General features: G+C 49.2%; 20 protein-coding genes. 2 read left to right on the top strand and 18 right to left on the bottom strand.

Annotated elements, in window-relative coordinates:
• Positions 1–53 precede the first annotated feature (53 nt).
• From OGX98_RS07080 to proB, 5 genes are all read right to left on the bottom strand, one after another.
• A complete protein-coding gene (locus tag OGX98_RS07080; protein ID WP_045440260.1) occupies positions 54–731 on the bottom strand; it encodes an EcpB family pilus assembly chaperone in 678 nt (225 codons plus the stop codon).
• Between the two features lie 52 nt (positions 732–783).
• Positions 784–1,371 carry a common pilus major fimbrillin subunit EcpA gene (gene ecpA, locus OGX98_RS07075; RefSeq protein WP_045440258.1) on the bottom strand — a complete coding sequence of 196 codons (588 nt, stop codon included), beginning with the start codon at positions 1,369–1,371 and terminating at the stop codon, positions 784–786.
• A gap of 595 nt (positions 1,372–1,966) precedes the next feature.
• Positions 1,967–2,686 carry a Crp/Fnr family transcriptional regulator gene (locus tag OGX98_RS07070; protein WP_045440256.1) on the bottom strand — a complete coding sequence of 240 codons (720 nt, stop codon included), beginning with the start codon at positions 2,684–2,686 and terminating at the stop codon, positions 1,967–1,969.
• A 279-nt stretch (positions 2,687–2,965) separates the two neighbouring features.
• Positions 2,966–4,219: a glutamate-5-semialdehyde dehydrogenase gene (proA, locus tag OGX98_RS07065; protein WP_286595036.1), complete on the bottom strand. Its 1,254-nt coding sequence runs from the start codon at positions 4,217–4,219 to the stop codon at positions 2,966–2,968.
• 11 nt (positions 4,220–4,230) lie between these two features.
• Entirely contained in the window at positions 4,231–5,334 is a 1,104-nt protein-coding gene (gene proB, locus OGX98_RS07060) for a glutamate 5-kinase (RefSeq protein WP_045440251.1), read from the bottom strand.
• A 290-nt stretch (positions 5,335–5,624) separates the two neighbouring features.
• Here proB and phoE point away from each other — a divergent pair, with 290 nt between their 5' ends.
• The gene (gene phoE, locus OGX98_RS07055) at positions 5,625–6,680 is read left to right on the top strand and encodes a phosphoporin PhoE (protein WP_045440249.1); all 1,056 of its coding nucleotides are present in this window, start codon (positions 5,625–5,627) and stop codon (positions 6,678–6,680) included.
• A 56-nt stretch (positions 6,681–6,736) separates the two neighbouring features.
• Here the strand turns inward: phoE and crl are convergent, their stop codons facing one another.
• From crl to gpt, 3 genes are all read right to left on the bottom strand, one after another.
• The gene (crl, locus tag OGX98_RS07050) at positions 6,737–7,138 is read right to left on the bottom strand and encodes a sigma factor-binding protein Crl (protein WP_045440244.1); all 402 of its coding nucleotides are present in this window, start codon (positions 7,136–7,138) and stop codon (positions 6,737–6,739) included.
• Positions 7,139–7,195: 57 nt separating this feature from the next.
• Positions 7,196–8,440, bottom strand: a complete 1,245-nt coding sequence (frsA, locus tag OGX98_RS07045; protein ID WP_045440242.1) for an esterase FrsA — start codon at positions 8,438–8,440, stop codon at positions 7,196–7,198.
• Positions 8,441–8,540: 100 nt separating this feature from the next.
• Positions 8,541–8,999 (bottom strand): xanthine phosphoribosyltransferase, encoded by a 459-nt coding sequence (gene gpt / locus OGX98_RS07040; protein ID WP_003031380.1) that lies wholly within the window; start codon positions 8,997–8,999, stop codon positions 8,541–8,543.
• 261 nt (positions 9,000–9,260) lie between these two features.
• Here gpt and pepD point away from each other — a divergent pair, with 261 nt between their 5' ends.
• Positions 9,261–10,718 carry a cytosol nonspecific dipeptidase gene (pepD, locus tag OGX98_RS07035; protein WP_045440238.1) on the top strand — a complete coding sequence of 486 codons (1,458 nt, stop codon included), beginning with the start codon at positions 9,261–9,263 and terminating at the stop codon, positions 10,716–10,718.
• 60 nt (positions 10,719–10,778) lie between these two features.
• Here pepD and dinB read toward each other — a convergent pair whose 3' ends face one another.
• The 10 genes from dinB to fliD form a co-directional block, all read right to left on the bottom strand.
• Positions 10,779–11,834 (bottom strand): DNA polymerase IV, encoded by a 1,056-nt coding sequence (dinB, locus tag OGX98_RS07030; RefSeq protein ID WP_045440234.1) that lies wholly within the window; start codon positions 11,832–11,834, stop codon positions 10,779–10,781.
• Positions 11,835–11,912: 78 nt separating this feature from the next.
• On the bottom strand, positions 11,913–12,560 hold the full coding sequence (locus tag OGX98_RS07025) for a DNA primase (RefSeq protein ID WP_286595035.1): 648 nt from the start codon (positions 12,558–12,560) through the stop codon (positions 11,913–11,915).
• A 53-nt stretch (positions 12,561–12,613) separates the two neighbouring features.
• Entirely contained in the window at positions 12,614–13,612 is a 999-nt protein-coding gene (lafU, locus tag OGX98_RS07020; protein WP_045440228.1) for a putative lateral flagellar export/assembly protein LafU, read from the bottom strand.
• A 2-nt stretch (positions 13,613–13,614) separates the two neighbouring features.
• Complete coding sequence (motA, locus tag OGX98_RS07015) at positions 13,615–14,478, bottom strand: flagellar motor stator protein MotA (RefSeq protein WP_045440225.1); 864 nt, start codon at positions 14,476–14,478, stop codon at positions 13,615–13,617.
• 29 nt (positions 14,479–14,507) lie between these two features.
• Positions 14,508–15,224 (bottom strand): FliA/WhiG family RNA polymerase sigma factor, encoded by a 717-nt coding sequence (locus OGX98_RS07010; RefSeq protein ID WP_045440222.1) that lies wholly within the window; start codon positions 15,222–15,224, stop codon positions 14,508–14,510.
• Between the two features lie 20 nt (positions 15,225–15,244).
• On the bottom strand, positions 15,245–15,715 hold the full coding sequence (locus OGX98_RS07005; RefSeq protein WP_045440219.1) for a flagellar basal body-associated FliL family protein: 471 nt from the start codon (positions 15,713–15,715) through the stop codon (positions 15,245–15,247).
• 7 nt (positions 15,716–15,722) lie between these two features.
• A complete protein-coding gene (locus OGX98_RS07000; protein ID WP_286595034.1) occupies positions 15,723–16,901 on the bottom strand; it encodes a flagellar hook-length control protein FliK in 1,179 nt (392 codons plus the stop codon).
• Positions 16,898–17,215, bottom strand: coding sequence for a flagellar protein FliT (locus OGX98_RS06995; RefSeq protein WP_200041924.1), 318 nt, complete (start codon positions 17,213–17,215; stop codon positions 16,898–16,900). The genes OGX98_RS07000 and OGX98_RS06995 overlap by 4 nt, the downstream gene beginning before the upstream one ends.
• A gap of 4 nt (positions 17,216–17,219) precedes the next feature.
• Positions 17,220–17,612: a flagellar export chaperone FliS gene (fliS, locus tag OGX98_RS06990; protein WP_045440209.1), complete on the bottom strand. Its 393-nt coding sequence runs from the start codon at positions 17,610–17,612 to the stop codon at positions 17,220–17,222.
• Between the two features lie 33 nt (positions 17,613–17,645).
• On the bottom strand, positions 17,646–18,947 hold the full coding sequence (gene fliD, locus OGX98_RS06985) for a flagellar filament capping protein FliD (RefSeq protein ID WP_045440207.1): 1,302 nt from the start codon (positions 18,945–18,947) through the stop codon (positions 17,646–17,648).
• Positions 18,948–18,961: the final 14 nt, after the last annotated feature.

The following is an 18,961-nucleotide window of genomic DNA, read 5'->3' as shown; positions in this document are numbered from 1 at the left end:
TCCTTACATTCCGGTATTTTTATTTATCCCGTACAGATGGCTGCTATTGACCATCACTTCACTGTAATAAACTGCTTACCGTGCCAGATACCGATGCGTGAACGACTATTGCTAATGTCGGTAAACTGTAATTTTATTTTCGTACCAGGCATAATGTAATAACGTTCGCGACAGCCTCGCCCCTGATCACGAGCCTTATCCTTGCAAGCCCCATAGGCGATCACGCGAAACGAAACATTGCCAGTATTGGTAATAACATCGCCATTTCGGCTATATTCAAAATGTTCTTTTCGCGGAGCGACCACCAGGATAGTGCCAATTTCAGCTGACGCTGTTGCAACAGCCATTTTATTTGCCCGAGTTTCCGCGCTCTCGGTCACCGGTTCATCTACCCATTGCAGACGATAATAACGCTCAATATCATCTGCTGGCCCTTTATAAAAAAAGCGAAACACATCCTTCGCCTGACCAGGGAGAATTAGATTGGCTGGTGTAGAGAGTAATTCTCCGGAATTAACAGGTTTTATTTCGACACCACCCGCCAAAGGAGATGACAATTGTTTTACCGAAACGCTGACATAACGTGCCGAGTCTGTCGTATTGGTAATTTCTTTCGATAATGAACTCTCAGCAGAAGTCATTATCGATGTGATTTCACCGACATTAATTGCCCATCCGGGAAAAGATGCTACTAACCCTACCAACATTGCTGCCGGTAAATATTTTTTCATGACACCATTCCTGATAAATTCGGGAGAAAAAATTCTCCCGAATTTTTATTGCTTAGGCAGCCGGAGTCGTCCAGGTTGCATTGAACTGTACTTTTACATCACCAGTCCAATAACCGTCCGGCAGTTCAGAGTAATCCGTTACCTGCGTACTACCATTGGAAGTCGCTGACGCGATGGTGAATTTGAAGTTGGATTGATCGCTGACACGGGCGGTGCCGTTATAAGCACCATCAGCCATCAGGCTTTCAAGACCAGAAGTTGAGCTGGAGTTTACCAGGACAGTATCTGATGCATTAGTCAGCGCGGTGCCATTCCATGCCACCCCTACGTTCAGTGTAGAAGCATCACCACTGGCGTTGGTCAGAGTGTTGCTAATGATCTGAGCTGTCAGCTCAAAATCAGTTGCCGTCTCCTGACCCTGAATGGTCACATCAAAAGCACCGTCTTGAGAGTTGAAAGCATTCAGTCCTTCAGCATACTGGAAAGTCAAAGAGTTCAGCGGGGTGACAACCAACATGCTGGTGGTATCTTTTGTTGCCGTCGCGTCCCACGAGGCCGTTGCAGAAGCAGTAACATCTGCCATTGCATTTGCCGCAACAAATACAGAAGCCAGAGAGGTTACTAATAATAATTTTTTCATTTTTATCTTCTCCTAAGAACAAACTCACCACCGAGTCTTATTATTAAGTCACTCCAGCGGTTCCATTAATTGCGAGCCAGAATTGCCGCGCCAAAAAATTATCAGTTGAATCAAATAACATCTCAACAAACCCTGAAACGCAAAATTACAAAAAAAATAAGAATTTTCCCGCAAAAAAACTCTCTAAGAAGTTTCCTAAGACATAATTACTCATAACACACCAAATTTCAGAATTATCATCCGAGAAATTAAGAAATGCCAAACAATTTATCTTTTTTATATTTTTGATAAATATCAAAAAGATCATACAAATATAATCCCATCAAAATCCTTACAAAACATAAAGATAATTAACACCTCCATGCTTTCTCTATAATGCTTATTATTTGTTGCAATTATGCTAAATTTTTAACCCAACAAGAAAATTCTCATGAAATATTTAGATGAGGGGGAATATTCTTATAAAAAAGACGATAACCTGTAGGATTAGTATTCGAATTGATAATTATTTCACAAAAATAAAACTAGGAATTTTCCACATAAATAGAATATTCCTAGTGTATCAAGAGATAAATAATGCCCGGCGAAGAGAGATTTAGCTAAAACCTTTTAAACCCAGATAACTATTTATTGTTACTGTGCGTACCCGATGTAAGGTAATCAAATTTTGTTGTTCGAGTGATTTTAATGAGCGGCTGACAGTTTCAATTTTTAGATCGAGATAGCTGGCAATTTCCTCCCGAGAGAATGGCAACTTAAGCGTCGTTTCTGGCCTGCCAATCCGTAAATGCATCTCGTAAAACTCCACCAGGAAAGCAGCAATTCTGGCCTCGGCGTGTTTATTTGCGTAACGCCGCCTTTTATCAACAATGAATCCATTATCCCTGCAGAGAAACTTGATTACTGCCGCAGCAACTGAAGTGTCCTTTTCTGCTACCTTGAACAACCGCGCAATATCAATATGGCATACCTCTGCAGCCGTTGCGGCCTTGATAGTTGTCAAATACGTTCTGCCTTCAACAGCATCCAGCGCCATAATATCTCCCGGAACATAAAAGCGACTGATAAAAACGTTATCGCCACATTCCACGCTGGACTTGCAGTACCCCTCATGAATAACAAAAAACATGTCCGCAGCTTCATCCTGCCGAGCAATTGTGTCACCCGCTTTAAACTTCCTTCTTTTGTCTATTAATCTATATTCATTATCACGATCAATCGCCGATCCCTTTGGACACAGCGAGCAATGGCGGGGGGGAAACGGGTTGCCGAGCGGCACAACAGGAATGCTATGTTTGTGAATATCCGATTTCACGCAACAACTCCTCATAAAAATGAGACTGATTCTAATAGATCGGACCATGGAAACAATACATGAACCGCAGGTCAGGAAAATTCATGCCTGCGCGAGAAAATTCTGTGAAATATTACCTTTCTGACACAGAGGAGAGCATGGATAAAAATCCGTCTGGATGGGATGATTAATAAAATGCAGAACTAAAACAAATGCGGATTAGGGGTAAAAGGTAAAACTAACCGGGCGATGCATTAACCTTGCGAATCAAACGCCTATTTTTGCATCACCCGGTTTCAATTACGCACGAATCGTGTCGTCACCAAAGCCTACCCACTTGTATGTGGTCAGCGCTTCCAGCCCCATCGGGCCACGCGCGTGTAATTTTTGCGTACTTACGGCGACTTCTGCGCCCAGTCCAAACTGGCCACCGTCGGTGAAACGGGTAGAGGCGTTAACATACACAGCGGAAGAGTCCACTTCATTAACGAAACGATCGGCATTACGCAGGGTTCGCGTCAGGATCGCATCGGAATGCTGAGTACCGTGCTCACGGATATGGGCGATGGCATCATCCAGATCGGTAACGATTTTCACGTTCAGATCCAGCGACAGAAATTCATCATCGTACTCTTGCGCTTTTACCGCCACCACGTTGGCAGGTCCCGCTTGCAGTGATGCCAGCGCCGCCTCGTCTGCATGTAACGTCACACCGCTTTCCGCCATCTGCTTGCTCAGCGCAGGCAGAAAACTTTCAGCGATATTCTGATGCACCAGCAGCGTTTCAACGGTATTACAGGTGCTTGGACGCTGGGTTTTAGCATTAACAATAATCTTCAGCGCCGGTGCTATCTCAGCGCTATCATCAACATAGATATGACAGACACCAATTCCGCCAGTGATTACCGGGATCGTCGACTGCTCGCGACATAGTTTGTGCAAGCCCGCGCCACCGCGAGGGATCAGCATATCGATATACTTATCCATACGCAGCATTTCAGTGACCAGAGCACGATCCGGGTTATCAATCGACTGTACGGCCGCTGCCGGTAAGCCACAGGCTTCCAGCGCCTTCTGAATCACCGCGACGGTCGCCGCATTAGTACGGTAAGTCTCTTTTCCGCCACGCAGGATCGCCGCATTGCCTGTTTTCAGGCACAGAGAGGCCACATCAACCGTCACGTTAGGACGAGCTTCATAAATCACGCCAATTACGCCCAGAGGAACGCGGCGGCGCTCCAGACGCAGGCCGCTATCCAGCAGACCACCATCCATCACCTGCCCTACCGGGTCTGCGAGATTACAGACCTGGCGTACATCGTCAGCGATCGCTTTCAGACGCGCGGGAGTCAACGCCAGGCGATCAAGCATCGCCTCGCTCAGACCGTTTTCACGTGCCTGATCGACATCCTGCTTGTTCGCACTGAGTATGCTTTCCGTTTGTGCTTCCAGTTCATCAGCAATTTTTTCCAGCACGCGGTTTTTTTCGCGGCTGGAGAGTAGCGCCAGTTTGTATGACGCTGCTTTGGCAGCAATGCCCATTTTTTCCAGCATATGCCTGCTCCTTAACGGGTGATCATATCATCGCGATGGACGGCAACCGGGCCGTATTCATAGCCAAGAATCGCGTCAATCTGTTGTGAGTGGTGTCCGGCAATACGGCGTAGCGCGTCGCTGTTATAGCGGGTAACTCCGTGGGCAATATCACGCCCTTCGAGATTGCAGATACGAATCACTTCACCACGAGAAAAGTTACCTGTCACGCTTTTAATACCTTTTGGCAGTAATGAACTACCGCGCTCCAGAATGGCTGAGGTTGCGCCTTCATCGACGGTAATTTCCCCAGCAGGTGGAGCACCAAAAATCCAGCGCTTACGGTTCTCCAGCGGAGAGGCCTGGGCATGAAAACGTGTGCCGACGGAAATACCTTCCATCACATCGCCAATAACGCCAGGCTTGCTGCCCGCGGCAATAATGGTATCGATGCCGGCGCGGCAGGCAACGTCTGCAGCCTGGAGCTTAGTGCCCATGCCGCCCGTTCCCAGACCAGAAACACTGTCCCCGGCAATGGCACGCAGCGCATCATCAATGCCGTGAACATCTTTAATCAGTTCTGCCTGCGGGTTGGTACGTGGGTCAGCAGTAAACAGCCCCTGCTGATCGGTGAGCAGCAGCAGCTTATCGGCCCCGGCCAGAATCGCCGCCAGCGCCGAGAGGTTGTCATTGTCACCGACTTTAATTTCCGCGGTCGCTACAGCGTCATTCTCATTGATGACGGGAACAATGTTGTTATCCAGCAACGCGCGCAACGTATCGCGGGCGTTAAGGAAACGCTCTCTGTCTTCCATATCCGCACGCGTCAGCAGCATCTGCCCGATATGGATACCGTAAATCGAAAACAGCTGTTCCCACAGTTGAATCAATCGGCTCTGCCCTACCGCCGCCAACAACTGTTTAGAAGCAATGGTTGCCGGGAGTTCTGGATAACCAAGATGCTCACGTCCGGCGGCAATAGCGCCCGAGGTAACGATAACAATACGATGCCCTGCGGCATGTAACTGCGCACACTGGCGAACCAGTTCTACGATGTGGGCACGGTTCAGACGGCGCGATCCGCCTGTTAACACACTGGTGCCAAGTTTTACCACCAGCGTCTGGCTGTCACTCATGATTCTCTGCCATTCAAAATTGGGGAAAATGATATCAAACGAACGTTTTAGCAGGACTGGCCCCGGTTGCCAACAACCAGCGCACAAAGCATGAAATTTTATTGCGCAGGATCAGCAAGCGTAGCGGCAGACTTTGACGCATTTATTACAGAAATAAAAAAACATCCTTTTTTAAAAATATTCTTACTTTGTCATAAAACGTTCATTCCCGGACGATAAAAACCATCCTGTTTTTAAACGGGGATCACACCCAGAAAAATTTAAGCGCGTACTTTAAATCAGGAATGAAAATGAAAAAGAGCACTCTGGCATTAGTGGTGATGGGTATTGTTGCATCGGCATCTGTACAGGCAGCAGAAATCTATAACAAGAACGGGAATAAACTGGATTTGTATGGCAAGGTAAAAGCCATGCACTACATGACGGATTATGACAGCAAAGACGGCGATCAGAGCTATATCCGTTTAGGTTTTAAAGGCGAAACGCAAATTAACGATCAACTGACGGGTTATGGTCGTTGGGAAGCAGAGTTCGCGGGCAATAAAGCCGAAAGCGATTCAAACCAGCAAAAAACGCGTCTGGCCTTCGCCGGTCTGAAATTAAAAAATCTCGGTTCCTTTGATTATGGCCGTAACTTGGGCGCGCTGTACGACGTAGAAGCGTGGACGGATATGTTCCCGGAATTCGGTGGCGACTCTTCCGCGCAGACCGATAACTTCATGACCAAGCGCGCCAGCGGCCTGGCGACTTACCGTAACACCGACTTCTTCGGCGTTGTAGATGGTCTGGATCTCACCCTGCAATACCAGGGCAAAAACCAGGACCGCGATGTGAAGAAACAAAACGGTGATGGTTTTGGTACTTCTGTGACCTACGACTTTGGCGGCAGCGATTTCGCTATCAGCGGCGCTTACACCAATTCCGATCGTACGAATCAGCAAAATCTGCAAAGCCGCGGGACAGGTGATAAAGCGGAAGCCTGGGCCACGGGCTTAAAATATGATGCCAACGATATTTATATTGCGACAATGTATTCTGAAACACGCAATATGACACCTATTTCCGGTGGCTTTGCCAACAAAACACAAAACTTCGAAGCGGTTGTCCAGTATCAATTTGACTTTGGTCTGCGTCCGTCACTAGGTTATGTGTTGTCGAAAGGCAAAGATATTGAAGGCGTAGGCAATGAAGATCTGGTGAATTATATCGATGTTGGTGCAACATATTATTTCAACAAAAATATGTCGGCATTTGTTGATTATAAAATCAACCAGCTGGATAGCGATAATAAGTTGGCCATCAACAACGATGATATCGTCGCGGTGGGTATGACCTACCAGTTCTGATATAGCATAAAAAATGCCGGATGGGGTTGCGCCGCCATCCGGCATTTTACTGTTCATTATGCCGTTAATTTAACCGGTTCATCCTTAAAATCGTCAGCAGGTTCCAGCGCCAGATTCAGCGACGTTAACAGCCCACGCAATTTTTCATGGAACTCACGCAAGGTGTATTCCAGCCGCTCTACCACTTCAGTCTCTTTAATCGGCACGGCAGTCCAGTTGCCGTCTTTATCAAACAAACCAAACTGGTAGCTGTACGTAAAGCGTTTTTCCTGTGCCTCCAGCTCCATCCACCAGCCCCAGAATTCACGTTTCTCCGGTGCGGGTTTCACGTTGACGCAAACAGCCAGACAATCGAAAAAAAACCGATTATCTTCGCACTGCCCTTCCCGGATGTACGGGCCAAGCGCGGTGAATTTCTTGATCAATCTACTTTTCGGGTGCCCACTCGGTAACGTCATTGCGATCTCCTTAGGTGAAGCAACTGTTTTACCAAATCAATAAAATTTAGCAATCTATTAACACAATCTATGATTGATCCACCCGGTTATTTCTTGCAACGCTTTGTCAAAATTCCGATACACCGGATTGAACGGGATCTCCAGTAGCTTACCGTCAGAAGATGAAGATGCGATTAAGCGAGACTCCTCTTCCGGGCTGAACGGATCGTTTTTCCAGAATCCCGAAAGCATCGGTGTTGGGCAGCGTCTTCCCAGCAGGCCTTGTACTTTTAATGAATAGCGATTTAGCTCAACCCGCAGCGCTTCATCTGAGGCATCGTGCATACCCAGGCGACTGGCCAACACGTCAAGATACATTTCAGGAACAGAAGCCTGACGCTGTGGGTCACTGAGCAGCGCATGAACCACCGGCCCAAGGCAGGCCACCGCTTTCAGGCGCGAAGGTTCAAGATACGCCAGGCGTACTGCCACGTTAGCGCCAAAGCGAAAACCAAACGCAGCTACACGGGTATGATCCACCCACGGAATATTAGGCAGTGCTTTTAAAACATGCTGATGAAGCAGACTGGAATCCTGTGTCAGTTTCCATTTAGATGAGAATCCGACCGAAGGCATGTCCAGCGTCAGCATCGCAATACCACGTGGGGCGAAATAGCGCTCATACAGGGTGTAGTAGTCCGTTTGCATTGAATCCAGACCACCGCACATCAATACGGTCGGGAACGGACCGTCACCTTTTGGCATATGTAAAAATGCCGTGATGGGCGCGCCGCCAGTGACGGCAAATTCCATTTCACGCAGTGTGCCGGGCAAGCGCTGAGCTGCCTCTTCATAGGCGCGATTCGCGAGGGCCTGAGCTTGTTCTGCCAGCTCGTCGCCTTTCAGGTGCGGATAAGCAGCAATGTTGTACAGCGTGGATGCGTGCAACCAGTGGCGTCCGCTAATTTGTGGGTCCTGTTCCTGGGCAGCTTTTTGTTGCCAGTCCATCGCCTGCTTTGCCCACTCATATATCCAGTTCCCACCACGGTAACCAATTACCGTGTCGTAGAGCTCTTTATCCGTGCGCTCCGCTTCGCTCATGACGATGCGAGCCTGCACTTCAAGGATTTCACGCGGATCGACACCACGCCAGATCCACATCAGACGGTTAACCATGCGATACCAGTGCGGGATTGTTTTTCCATCCAGAGCAGATTGCACGGACGGCTGCGCACCGTGATTAAAACGACGAACAAGCGTTGACGTTTCAGGGTGTTTGAAGCGGGGTTTAAACAGAACTTCGCTGAGGTTAGCCTGTGACATTCTTGCGGCCTCCATGAATACTCACTAAGGCGCATTGTAACCTGATGGGGCTTAATAAAGAACAACGCCCGGCATGGCCAGGCGTTGAAAGCGTTATTGATTAGCGACCAGAAATTGGCGGGACGAACACCACGCCCATATCCCACGGTTGCTCAATCCAGGTATCCTGAGGGATATCAACTACATAATCATTCACCAGCGGGCGGCCTGCTGGTTTAGCGAAGATGGTGACGAAATGTGCTTTAGGGTACATTTCGCGAATGGCAACGGCGGTACCACCGGTGTCAACGAGGTCATCAATAACGATGAAACCTTCACCGTCACCTTCGGCACGCTTCAGCACTTTCAGTTCGCGCTGGTTATCGTGATCGTAGCTGGAGATACATACAGTATCAACATGACGAATACCCAATTCACGCGCCAGCAATGCGCCCGGCACCAGACCACCACGGCTAACGGCAATGATGCCTTTCCATTGTTCAGAAGGCATCAGGCGGCTCGCCAGTTTACGTGCATGAATTTGCAACATGTCCCAGGTGACGACGTATTTTTCGCTCATGTGAAGTGTCCCAGCCTGTTTATCTACGGCTTAAAAAGTGTTCGAGGGGGAAATAGGTTGCGCGAGATTATAGAGATCTGACGCACTAAAAACCAGTGTTTAGCGGAATCCACGCCTCTTTTTGCATGCTTTATACTACCCGCGAGCAGAGAAAGTGGTATTCTCAATCGCATCTCGCAAGCCTGACTTGTGGTGTTTTTAATTCTGCTAACCCTGTGGCCTGCAAGTCAATTTTGTAGGACATCGCCAAGGAGACTCAACGTGTCTGAACTGTCTCAATTATCTCCACAACCGCTGTGGGATATTTTTGCTAAAATCTGTTCTATTCCTCATCCGTCCTATCACGAAGAGCAGCTCGCTGAACACATTCTGAGCTGGGCCAAAGAGAAAGGTTTTCACGTCGAGCGCGATCAGGTCGGTAATATCCTGATTCGTAAACCCGCTACCGCAGGAATGGAAAACCGCAAGCCGGTCGTTCTGCAGGCGCACCTGGATATGGTGCCGCAGAAAAACAACGACACCGTCCACGACTTCACTAAAGATCCTATCCAGCCTTATATCGACGGCGAATGGGTGAAAGCCCGCGGCACCACTCTGGGTGCAGATAACGGTATCGGTATGGCCTCTGCGCTGGCGGTTCTGGCTGATGACAATGTCGTCCATGGCCCGCTGGAAGTTCTGCTGACCATGACTGAAGAAGCAGGAATGGACGGCGCGTTTGGTCTGCAAGCTAACTGGCTGCAGGCAGACATTCTGATCAACACCGACTCCGAAGAAGAAGGTGAGATCTACATGGGTTGCGCCGGGGGGATCGACTTTACCTCTAACCTGCCGCTATCTCGTGAAGCCATTCCAGCTGGTTTCCAGAGCTTTAAGCTGACGTTAAAAGGTCTGAAGGGTGGTCACTCCGGTGGCGAAATTCACGTTGGCCTCGGTAATGCTAACAAGCTGCTGGTACGTTTCCTGGCAGGCCACGCTGAAGAGCTGGATCTGCGTCTGGTTGATTTCAACGGCGGTACGCTGCGTAACGCGATTCCACGTGAAGCCTTTGCTACCCTCGCCGTTGCCGCAGATAAAGTCGATGCGTTAAAAGCGCTGGTGAACACTTATCAGGACATACTGAAAAACGAACTGGCAGCAAAAGAGAAGAATCTGGCTCTGTTGCTGGATGCTGTTGCCAATGATAAAGCCGCGCTGACTGCTCAGTCTCGCGATACCTTTGTTCGCCTGCTGAACGCCACACCAAACGGTGTGATCCGTAATTCAGATGTGGCGAAAGGCGTTGTGGAAACCTCCCTGAACGTCGGCGTTGTCACTATGACTGACGATAACGTGCAGATTCACTGCCTGGTTCGCTCGCTGATCGACAGCGGTAAAGACTATGTCGTGAGTATGCTGGATTCTCTGGGCAAGCTGGCTGGTGCAAAAACCGAAGCCAAAGGCGCGTATCCTGGCTGGCAACCGGACGCTAACTCCCCAGTGATGCATCTGGTGCGTGAAACCTATCAGCGTCTGTTCAACAAGACGCCGAACATCCAGATTATCCACGCAGGTCTGGAATGCGGTCTGTTCAAGAAACCGTATCCGGATATGGACATGGTATCCATCGGGCCAACCATCACCGGTCCGCACTCCCCGGATGAACAGGTTCATATTGAAAGCGTCGGCCATTACTGGACGCTGCTGACTGAGCTGTTGAAATCTATTCCGGCGAAATAACTCTCTGTAATACATTGCCGGATGGCGGCGTTAACGCCTCTGTCCGGCAAATAATCCAGGTTAGAGTCCTAACAACAGTTGTCTCTCGAGCTGCGGATCCAGCAGCGTCACGTGTAATCCCACCAGCCGAACTCCCCGCCCTCCCCGACGCTCATCCCAGGTTTTACGCGCGGTTGCAATTAAATCGTCTTTATTTAAGCGCGGCCAGACGTGTTCCTGCGTCGTCTGCTGAAAATCATTAAACTTTAATTTAATGCCCTGGCGAGCGATGAAGAGATCCGGCTTCACTTTCGCCAGACGTCGTTCCAGTTCCGGGTAAAGCCGTTCGATGATCGCCTCGCACTCTGGCCACTCATGAATGTCTTCCGCGAGGGTACGCTCGACGCCAACTGACTTACGCATTCTGTCATTGCTGACATCCCGTTCGTCAATCCCCTGGCTGCGCTCCCACAGCACCCGACCAAATTTACCAAAACGCTTAAGCAATATGGCCAGATCGCATTTTTGTACATCCTCGCAGGTGCGCAACCCCATGGCTTCGAGTTTTGCAGCAGAAACTTTCCCGACGCCAGGAATTTTCCCCAGGGGTAACGTTCTGATGAATTCAGGGACATCCGCAGGGGTTATCACATATTGCCCGTTGGGTTTATTCAAATCTGAGGCGATTTTGGCCAGGAACTTAACCGGTGCAATCCCCGCCGAGGCGGTGAGTTGTAACTCATTAAAAATCGTCTGGCGTATCTCGTGGGCAATCAGCGTGGCGGAGCCGTGACAATGGGTGCTGTCGGTAACATCCAGATAGGCTTCATCCAGGGAAAGAGGCTCGATGAGTGAGGTGTAGCGCGAAAAGATAGCCTGGATCTGGCTGGAGGCTTCTTTATAAGCCTCATAGCGCCCAGGCAATAAGGTGAGATGCGGACACAATTTTAGCGCCATTCCTGTGGGCATCGCACTGCGTACACCAAATTTCCTCGCCGGGTAATTAGCCGTACTGATGACCCCTCTGCGTTCACGGCTCCCACCGATAGCAATGGGAATATCACGCAGGGCGGGGTTATCGCGCATTTCCACCGCCGCGAAAAAGCAGTCCATATCGACATGTATGATTTTGCGCATAACTCGCCTCCCACAACACTGTTTAAGTATACAGTATTTTTGTATCGTGAGAAGTATGAATCTGCCTTACGCGGGGGATTACGCTGGCTCCGGTTCATTCATGACAAAGCGAGCGTCACACAGGTAACGTACAACGTCTTTCGGCGCATGATCCGCGGGATTGCCCGCCAAACTGACAAACAGCTTATTCACTTTTCTGACATTTGCCCGCAGGATCCTCTCAATGGTCATCTGATGAAATGCCTCATCTTCGATGCAAAAAAGCTCGTAGTCGCCCAACCGTTCGCCACAAATTTCACAATGATTCATCCAGTAGCGAAGCCCGGTTGTTTTACTCTTATCCAGATAGTAATTGCTGGCCTTAATGTTCTTTTTTATCTCATCAGGCAGAGAATTAATATGGAAGAGAAACGTATTGCGCCGCACAGACTGCCAGCCTTTACCATCCTGATTTTGTTTAATAAAGCGAGTAAACATCACTCCATGAATACGCGTTGACTGGTGGCAACTCCAGCAGTGCATCTTCGATGTAATCACCAGGCAGTAAGGCGCCACGATATTAAAAGCATCAGTATCGTAAGCATAACCACGAAGTGCCTCATTCAACTTATGAGGTTCGGTGTACCAGATACCGGAAACATTGTCGAAATGCGCCCCCTGACGAGTAACATCAGTACTACTATCGGTCGGAATATCTAAGGGAATTAAATCGGTTACAGCAATCATGCGACTCTCTTGAGAAAAAATGCCCCCACGTTGCGTGGGAGCAGAGAACAGAATTAATGAGGTACAGAAACGGGTTGTTGACTCAAGGAAGTCACCTGCTTTTGCTTATCCAGCTTGTCCACCAGCGGTTGCACCACCTTCTCTCCATGCTGACCAAAATACTGATACAGCGTATCGGAAGCGCTTTGCGTCAACACCATGATCTCAATGCGGCGGTTACCTGCGCTCTCTGGATTATTCGCATCCAGCAGCATTTGATCCGCCATTGCACTGACCTGCATGACTTTATCCTGAGGCATTCCGGCATCTTCCAGAACACGACGGGCCGACAATGCGCGATCGCCAGAAAGATTCCAGTTGTTATAGATGTTGCTCTTATAACTCATCGCATCCGTATGTCCGGTAATGATGATCCTGTTATCCAGCGAATCAAATACAGGAGCAAGCTCAACCAGCAATGATTTAAAGAACGGCATAATTTTCGCACTGCCGCGTTCAAACATATTCCGGTTCTGGTCATCTTTAATCAGCACCCGCAACCCCTGGGGAACGATCTCCATTTCCAGATTGGTTTCCATATGTGCATTGCGGGCAATAGCATTGATGTTGGTCGCCAGTTCACCGAGTTCACGCGCCGATTTTTGCTTCAGTAATACCGTTTTCTCATTTACATCCAGCGCCTTTTTGGCGTTTTCTTCTGTGACCTTCGCGGTCTCTTGCGGATGTGTGGTTTTATCCAGTTTGTTTGGCGTGACGTTTTTCTTCTGGGCACCCGGCGCAATCGGCTGTTTACCCAGTTTGTTTAACGGTGCCATACCGCCACCATTAAAAATTGACTGACCGTGTAGTGCCGCCACGATATTTTCACGATCGGCCTTACTGACGCTGTTCACAATCCACAGCGTCATAAAGAGCGCCATCATCGCCAGCGTAAAGTCAGCAAATGCCACCTTCCATGCGCCGCCATGATGACCTGCATGATTCTTTTTAATTTGTCGCCGGATAATGGTGGTCTTTGCACCGCGGTCACGACGATTTGGCCCCTTCCCCATGCTTATTCTTGCTCCAGCATCGCATTGACCCATGCATCCAGATTGGCAAATGTGGGTTTAGAAGCCAGGTGAAGGAGTTTACGACCGGCATCTACGGCCAGCAGAGTCGGTTTACCGCCCGCCTGCGCCACCAACACGGTACGCACACATTCCAGCAGAGAATGCTCTGCACGGGCCTGTTGTTCCATAGCGTTCGCCAGCGGATCCATCAGGCAGTAGCAGATGAATACCCCTAAAAAGGTCCCCACCAGCGCGGCGGCAACTTTCAGACCGATTAGTGCGATAGATCCATCGATAGACTGCATGGTGATGATAATCCCCAGCACCGCCGCACAAATACCAAAACCAGGCATAGCCTCTGCGGTACGCTGTAGTGAACGCGAGGGGGTTAACAGAGACTCTTCCGCCGTATCCAGCTCCTGATCAAGAATGCCTTCCAGTTCATGGGCATCAATTTTTCCCATAGCCATCAGGCGGAAGTTATCCGCAATAAATGTCACCAGGCGTTTTTGTGTCAGCACCAGCGGGTATTTTTGAAAGATGGTACTTTCTTCCGGCTGTTCTATATGCTGATCCAGCATACGCAGCCCACCGTTTTGTACCATTTCCAGCAGTTCATACAGGCACATCAGTAACTGGCGCTGAAACTCCGGCCCCATTTTCTTTTTACTGATCACCCCTTTAATTTGGTGGATGATCTCTTTAAGCACATGCATCGGGTTACCAATAATCATGGCCCCCAAACCCGCCCCGATAATAATGATAATTTCCGCCGGTTGCCAAATAGCAATTAACTGCCCACCAGCTTCAAAATAACCACCAAATACACAGCCTAAAATAACCAATAGACCAAAAATCTTTTGCATTACATCCTCCGCATCGCGATGCGTAATTGTTAATCTTGGTATAAACAATCACGAATCTTCTGCGTGATTTTTTTATTCATTTGACAAATTCGGGCTTCCGTCAGCCCCAACACCAGCGCAATCTCTTTTAAATTCATATCGTGCTGGTAATACATTGAGAGCACGAGGCCCTCTTTTTCACTGAGTTGTCTCAGGGCATGGCTCAACATTTCCTGAGTAACAATTTGTTCCTCAAGCCCCCGCCCTTCGAGCGTGACAACTGACATGTCACCACTCAATAATTCATCCAGACTGGCCAGTGTTTCTGCACCTTCCAGCTGTTGGTATTCTTGATAATCTTCTGACGACAATCCCAACTGTGAGAGCTCTTCCCACCCAGGCTCGTGTCCGAGTTGTTTGCGCGCATCACGAATCAGATCTTTAATCTGATGGTATTTCTGTCGTAACTGGCGAGGACGCCAGTCGAGGCTGCGTAGTTCATCCAGAATTGCCCCACGTATGCGATGTACGGCATATCCGGCAAAGCCTTCATCAGGCATACCGTAGCGACGAATTGCATTCAGCAACCCCATCAGCGCCGTTTGCTCCATATCCTGCCTGTCGATAACGCAGGTACATTGCGGCGCAAGTTGCCGCACGACTTTGCGTACCAGTGGAAGATAAGCCTGTAAATAATGACTCTCTTCCTGTGGCGTGAGCACGGGTGTCGCATTAAAATCTTCTGATTCGTAAGCTTCCTGTATCATTTTATTTCCTGGCTTGCCGTTTATTGAAACACGACTTTTTTCACCAGAATATCCTTATACGGTGCAGCCATTTTTCGGGTTGTTAATTCTTTTTTCAACGTATTAGAAACCATCGTCCTGATTTCTGATATTTTTAAAGAACGAATCTCTTCATATTTCATATTTGAAAGCTTATCGACAGTAATACTCTGATATAACGGTTCTTCTTTCTTTATTTTTTCAGCATCTTTGTCTGTATTCACAACCATAACTAATTCAGCCACCATGTAATGATCTTCACCTTCACTGTCATGAAGGGTGACCACCGTTTCAGGTAAGGAGACAAAAATACTGCTGGTATCATCAAGGCTATTTTCTGCTTCTGCGGCAGGATGTGTCGTCGCAGCTGCGGTTCCCTTTGCCATAAAATGATAAATACCCCACGCGGCTCCCCCCGCAATACCCAGAGCCACGACGGAACTGATTACACACGCGATAACAATTTTCTTCATTTTGCTTTTACACTTTGATCAAAACGGATTCATTCCGTTGAAATTGAGGTTCGTCATTAAGGGTTAATGCCGACGTCACCTCATCCTGTTGATGACCTGACTGCTGTTGTTGCTGCCGCTGTTGCGATTGCCCTTCAGAGGAGACCTGCACATTCACTTCCATGAAGTTCTGCGCCGTCAGATGCTGACGTAAGTTCTCGCTAAATTGCTGCAACGAACGGCAGACATCACTCTGATTTGCGCCGATGTGAACCATCAGCTTTCCCGCATCCAGCTGTACGGCAATTTCCAGTTTGCCAAGTGATGGAGGGTCCAGACGAATGGTAGAAATTTGCTGCTGCTGACCTAATTGAAACTGAATCCGGTCTTTCAGCAGTGCCGTGAGTTTCTCCCCCAGTTCATCTGGCGACATTGCCACAGACTCAGAAATTTGCATCGGCGCCACGCTACGATCAGCAACAGCATTCGCCGGTTGATTCACCCGAGCGGACATATTGAGCAAGTTCTGGGCGGAGGTGGACTGACTCACATCACTGCTGCCACTTTTTTTTACCACCGCCATTGGGTGCGGAAGAGGAGCTTCCGCTGACTTCACTCGAGCAGTCATTTGCTGCGGGGAAGAGAGTGGCGGCTGTTCCGGAGAGATCGCACGTAAATCCTGGGCGGAAAACGTGCTCAGTTTTGCCTGCTGCTCAGGTGTTGCCTGCGGCATATCCTGGGTTAATGACGTCAACAACGCTTGCAGTTTAGGCGGAAGTGAGGAGAGATCTTTCACATTCTGCGCAACTGCTGCGGGTTTTTCCTGCTGCGCCATTGCGCTTGCCAGTTGCCGGACGAGCGCCCCTTCTGTATTTCCGGATTGCACCTGCGACAGCATTTTCAACACGTCACCATCAGGTGGTTTCTGTGAAGCAGCGGGAACCGCCGTCTGAGCTGGATGCGCCAGCAGCATAGCCAGTAATGCCTGCATTGCTGCTGGGTTGGTATCATCGTGATGACGCTCAGCAGCAGACGCCTGCTGCTGGTTAACTTTTGCACCGAGCAGACGTTCCGCCACAGCGTTAAACCCCGCCTGTGGTAAAGTAAATGCGCTGCCGCTCCCGGAAGGTGCCGGGGCCGAAATAGAGGCCTTTTCGGGCGCGGCCTCTGCCAGCGCACTGGCCAGAGCCGCTAATACAGGGTTCATGCCTTCTCCGAAATTAAATTAACCATTGAATACGCCATCATCCCCTCCTGATTTTGCTGATGTTTATCCATACGCGTTTTGAGCTCTTCCGCACGCCGCTCACGGCGCTCAATCAGCGCTGAAAATGCCGCACGCATGTGATTTTTCACTTCATGCAGCGCTGTGACGTCTTGTTCCCATGCTTCATATTCATGAAAGACGCGCATCACTTGCTTATGCAGCGCGGGCAATCGCCGCCAGCGATTTTTGTCCAGAGCTTCGTTCATCGCATCGACCAGGGCATAGAGCTGCTGTTGCTGTTGCTCTCTTTCCATCGCCCTATCCAAGTTTGGCCGACAGACCTTCCCAGCCTGTGCGCAGATTGGTCAGAATCAGGATCACTTCATCAATTTTTTCCAATGACATTTCACCGCTGGCTTCATACAGACGGTAGACGCAATGGTCATAAAGGCGGGACAAATTCACCACCAGTTCGCCACCTGTTTCAAACTCCAGCGAACTGGTTAAGGCGTTGAGAATATCGATGCATTTGTTGATGCTTTGCGCCTTCTTCTCGAAACGTTTGTTCTCGATGTGACTTTTAGCGCGCTCCAGTTCATCCATCAAACCGGAGAACAGCACCAGTACCAGCTCTAACGGTGAAGCGGCAGCCGTGCGGGCAGCAAGATCCATCTCTTTGTATTGCGAATAACCATCCTGCGTGTCGTACATGTTGACTCTCTATTCTTTTGCTAAACCAGGTGCTTACATAAACGCAGCCATACTCACTTTCATGGTGTACGTTTCAATCAGCGTATTGGTGTACTCTTCCAGGTAGCGGTCATAGTTGGTGTTATAGGTTTGAGTGAGCTGATCGCTTTCGTCCTGGATTTTGCCCTGCTGATCCTCAATATTATCCTCACGCATGGCGATAATACCGGTGCTGGAATCCAGGTAGCTTTCCATCAGGCTGTCCATCTGTGCGACCATGCTGTCGTCACCGACGAAGATAGAAGTCAGGCCATCCGGATTCTCTTCCATCGCTTCGTTAAACTTATCTGAGTCGACCTGTAAATGGCCGTCAGAATCCAGCGAAATGCCGTAATCCACGATCGACACACCGCCATAGTAAGCATGCGCTATGTCATCGAGTTGGCTCGTTAACGAACTGAGTCCTGCATCGCCCGCAAATACACCGGGATTTGAACCATTACCACCATTGCTGGTGAGTGAATTGACGGTATCGATAAGCGTGTTATAAGCATCTACAAAAGTTTGTACTTTTGCCTGCGAAGCGCTGGAGTCTTCCGCAATGGTAATAGTGGTAACATCACTGGGATCATCGGGATCGCTGGCTTCTGTGAAAGTCATGCTCACACCAGGGATCACATCATCAAAGGTATTGGTGCTGCTGGTTATGGTTTGCCCACTAGCTCCCCCCAGACAAATCACAGCATCTTGCGCTTTTGTCATCGCAGTGTCGGGGCTGGCAATGACGGTTCCATTCACGGTCGCCGTAAAGGCGCTATCCTCACCGGTACTGTCAGACGTCAGCATAATGGTTGTCTGACCGTCCGTTTTTACCAGCGCCGCCGAGACCCCAGGGTTATCATCGGAATTATTGATAGCATTCACCAGCCCGGTGGAATCGATCTTATTATCACCATCGCTATCAGCTGTAGAGAGATCGATCTCCATGGTGCTGCCATCTGCCATGGTCAGGTCAAACGTACCCGTTGCATCGTAGGTATTATCTGCCATCTGGAACGTTGACTGCTGCGCCTGAGCCAGTTGCTGAACATAAAACGAATACGTTCCCGCCTGCGCTTCTGAGTTCGCCGACACCGTTGCCGCATCATTATTTGTCGTCGCCGAAAAGGTCAGCGGACCGTCGGTATCACTGTTTAATGCATCAATGGCCGATTGAAAATCGGTTAAAGCCGTACTCAGCGAATCCAGCCCGCTACTTTCAGCGTCCAGTTGCGCCTGCTGTTGCATCAGGTTTGCACTTTGCGTGGCGATATCCGCATAGGCGGCAGCTTTCGCCATGGTTCTTGGGTTAATCATGAATAACTCCGTGC

The organism is Citrobacter sp. Cm046, from assembly GCF_030333065.1.
In the GTDB taxonomy this organism is placed as follows: Bacteria; Pseudomonadota; Gammaproteobacteria; order Enterobacterales; family Enterobacteriaceae; genus Citrobacter; species Citrobacter murliniae.
The sequence above is the reverse complement of the archived record's forward strand: the minus strand, read 5'-3'. Positions and strand labels throughout refer to the sequence as shown.